Origin of the sequence: Pueribacillus sp. YX66 (assembly GCF_041725775.1) — a bacterium.
Taxonomy (GTDB): domain Bacteria; phylum Bacillota; class Bacilli; order Bacillales; family UBA6769; genus Pueribacillus.
Map to the genome: position 1 here is coordinate 1 of NZ_JBEUEL010000063.1, position 3,361 is coordinate 3,361.

5 protein-coding genes are annotated in these 3,361 nt (G+C 37.8%); all 5 read left to right on the forward strand.

Going from position 1 to position 3,361, the window contains the following annotated elements:
* Positions 1–513 precede the first annotated feature (513 nt).
* Positions 514–1,608 (forward strand): mechanosensitive ion channel family protein, encoded by a 1,095-nt coding sequence (locus ABU914_RS15200; protein WP_379670540.1) that lies wholly within the window; start codon positions 514–516, stop codon positions 1,606–1,608.
* A 66-nt stretch (positions 1,609–1,674) separates the two neighbouring features.
* Positions 1,675–1,911 carry a small acid-soluble spore protein Tlp gene (gene tlp / locus ABU914_RS15205; protein WP_379670541.1) on the forward strand — a complete coding sequence of 79 codons (237 nt, stop codon included), beginning with the start codon at positions 1,675–1,677 and terminating at the stop codon, positions 1,909–1,911.
* Between the two features lie 215 nt (positions 1,912–2,126).
* Positions 2,127–2,546: a redoxin domain-containing protein gene (locus tag ABU914_RS15210; protein ID WP_379670542.1), complete on the forward strand. Its 420-nt coding sequence runs from the start codon at positions 2,127–2,129 to the stop codon at positions 2,544–2,546.
* A complete protein-coding gene (locus ABU914_RS15215; RefSeq protein WP_379670543.1) occupies positions 2,539–2,694 on the forward strand; it encodes a hypothetical protein in 156 nt (51 codons plus the stop codon). The genes ABU914_RS15210 and ABU914_RS15215 overlap by 8 nt, the downstream gene beginning before the upstream one ends.
* 218 nt (positions 2,695–2,912) lie before the next feature.
* Entirely contained in the window at positions 2,913–3,188 is a 276-nt protein-coding gene (locus ABU914_RS15220; protein WP_379670544.1) for a hypothetical protein, read from the forward strand.
* Positions 3,189–3,361: the final 173 nt, after the last annotated feature.

Here is a 3,361-nt window from a genome sequence, read left to right on the forward strand (position 1 = left end):
AATGGATCAATTTTGAAACCAATCAAGTGGATCAAAATTAAATTGCGAAGTGGATCACTTTTCACTTGCGAAATACAGAAGCCAAGGTCCTTATTGTAAGGTAAGAGATGAAGCGTGCATCAAAATTTTGGCTCAAAAAAATTTGATACGAAGGTTTATAGGCGGATAAAGTGAAAGCTCCAAAAGATGTGCATTTCAGACGAGTAAAATTGAGAGGTCTTAAGGCACGGACAGATGAGGAGTCCTTAGAAAGAAAGCTTTTATCGTAGAAGTTAGCCAAAGCCATATTAGTGATGAGGATTACGTAGGGCTGAACAATTTATATAAGAATGTTCAGAATGCGTTAATGAGAAAAGGATAAGTATGTCTCAAAGAATACTCAAAGTGAAAGAGTCTTTCGTCACGTGAAAGGAGACTCGATTTAAGGTTGTCTTTTCTACTATGATAAGGTTGATCCTTTTTATCGTCTTTCTATGTTATGATGAAAAATGATTCCGAAAGGAGGACGTGCAGATGATCGTCGAGATTTGGGATTTTATTATTTTTAATGAAAATATTCGAAATATCGGACTTTCAATTGCATTGTTTTTACTATTTTTATTGTTTCGCAAATTATTTGCAAAGTATGTTTTTACATTATTAATGAAAATAGGCAATAAAACACCTGGTGGTGTATTGTCGTCAGCCTTTTTATCTTTTAAAAAACCAGTTGAATGGTTTTTCACTGTGATTGGAATTTATATCGCAATTCATTATTTTCCGTATATCGATCATACTAATCCTTTATTTTTAGATATGATTCGTGTTTCGATCATTGTACTCATAACGTGGGGACTTTACGGCTTAGCCTCTGAATCATCAGCGTTTTTTGAACGGTTGAACGGTAAATATAGCATCAAGATTGATGAGATTCTCATCCCGTTTTTTTCAAGGGCGTTACGGTTTATTATTTTGGCGATTAGCTTTAGCATTATTGCTCAAGAGTTTGGCTATGAGATTAGCGGTTTTGTAGCAGGGCTTGGATTAGGCGGACTTGCGATTTCATTAGCGGCACAAGATGCGCTTGCCAATTTGTTTGGTGGCATTGTTATTATTACAGAAAAACCTTTTACGATCGGAGATTGGATTTTAACTCCGAGTGTAGAAGGGACGGTGGAAGATATTTCTTTTCGAAGTACGAAAGTTCGAACGTTTGCAGATGCGGTTGTCGTCGTTCCAAATGCCACGTTGGCGAAAGAACCGATTACGAATTGGAGTGAGATGGGAAAACGGCAAATTACGTTTAATTTACATGTAGCACATGTGACGCCTGTAGATAAGCTTCGTAAGACTGTCAAGCGAATTGAAGAGTACGTTACTAAACATGATGCCGTTCATCCAGAAACTATTTTTGTGAAATTCAATGAGTTTCAAGAAAATGGGTTTATTGTTTATTTTTATTTTTTTACGAAAACGACAAATTGGGGAGAGTATTTGGGCGTCCGTGAAGAAATTAATTTTAAAATCTTAGAGATTTTAAATGAAGAAGAAGTTGAATTAGCTCTTTACTCTCGGAAGTTGTATGTTGAACAGGATACTGAAGAGCGTGGTTTTGCAAGTGAGGCATAAATACGTACATATCCCTTTTTATCTCGGACATACTATAGTTCAAAAGAAAAAGGAGGAATGGTTGTAATGCCAAAACCAAAACCAGATGATCGTTCAGATAACCCCGAAAAACTTGAAAGAATGATCGGTAATACACTTCAAAATATGAATGAAGCTGAAGATTATTTAGAAGCTCATGAAGAGGAAATGAGTGCTGAAACGAAGCAACAAATTCGTGAAAAAAATAAGCGTCGAGCTGAAAGTATCGAAGGGTTCCGTGAAGAGTTGAAAGATGAAGTAAACGACCAGCAAAGATATGAGTAATGTTTTTTGAGCGTAGTATGGAAGTCGTAAGTGAAACGACTTCCATGCTTTTTTTAAGCAAAGTTTGAATATGCTCCTTACATTTTGTGGATATGAGTATGAAGAGTTACCGAGTATAGTATATATGTAGCGAGTAAATTATATTCATTATTAAAAAGGAGGAAATTTAAATGAGTGCAAATGTTTGAAATGTTGAAGGAACTGAAGTTAGATCATTGCCACGCATCGGGTCAAAAGCACTTGACGTCGAAGTTCTAACAACTCACGGTACGTTACGGTTATCTGATTATAAAGGAAGTTGGGTTATTCTTTTTTCACATCTAGCAGATTTTACTCCGGTATGTACGACTAAATTTATTGGTTTTCAAAAGATTTACCCAAAACTACGTGAATTAAACACGGAACTGTTAGGATTGAGCATTGATAGTGTATATTCCCAAATTGCCTGGATCCGAAATATTAAGGATAAGTTTGGCGTTGATATTGAATTTCCTGTGCATGCAGACTTGAACAAAGGTGTAGCACAGAATTATAGTATGAGCATGCTTGAAGAAAGCTCAACGGAAACTTCTCGAGCTGCGTTTGTTATTGATGATAAACAAGTTATGCGTGCTGTTAGGACGCAATATGGATGAAATATTACGTCTCATAACCGCATTGCTTGCAACTCCTGTCGAATGGAAAAAAGGAGACAAAGTCATCGTTCCTCCTGCGACAACGGCAGACTTGCTGAGGAAAGAGTTAAGGACGATAGTGTTGGGTCTGTATAATTGGCATGTGTAAATGCAAAAGGCGAATTAAGGGAATCAGCCAAGAAATTGCTTTTGGTCATTGACAATGATGCATTGCTGCCTGAATCTATTTAGAAAGTGATGAAGATGAAATTTTTTGCCAAAGCTCATTTGGTGGCTTTATGCATAAATTTCCTAACCTCTACAAAGATTAGAAACTGTTGGGTTTCTGAAATTCAATGAGAAAATTTTTGTCAGGAGGTTTTAATTATGCCACAACAGCAAAACCAACAATTGCAACAAGCGATTCAAGCGGCACAACAAGCTCAGCAAGCGGTTCAACAAGCACAGCAAAGTGCGAACCCGCAACAATTACAACAGGCGCAGCAGCAACTTCAGCAGGCTCAACAGCAACTTCAACAAGCTCAAGCACAGGCTGGGGCACAAGCGAATGCACAAGAACAACAACAAATGCAGCAGGCTCAACAGCAGCTACAGCAAGCCCAACAGCAAATGCAGCAAGTTCAACAGCAAAATAATCAATAATCTAAGTACAGAAAACCGAAGAATCCCCAAGGGCTCTTCGGTTTTTTTAGTGTGCGAGGCATGCACATATTCTATAAGGTTAAAGTCCTGAATCGTGAAGGCAGTAGTAGCGATTAGCTTAAGACAAGGGTGTCCACCGTGAGGTGGAGCCTGAAGGAAGTCGGCGGCAAATC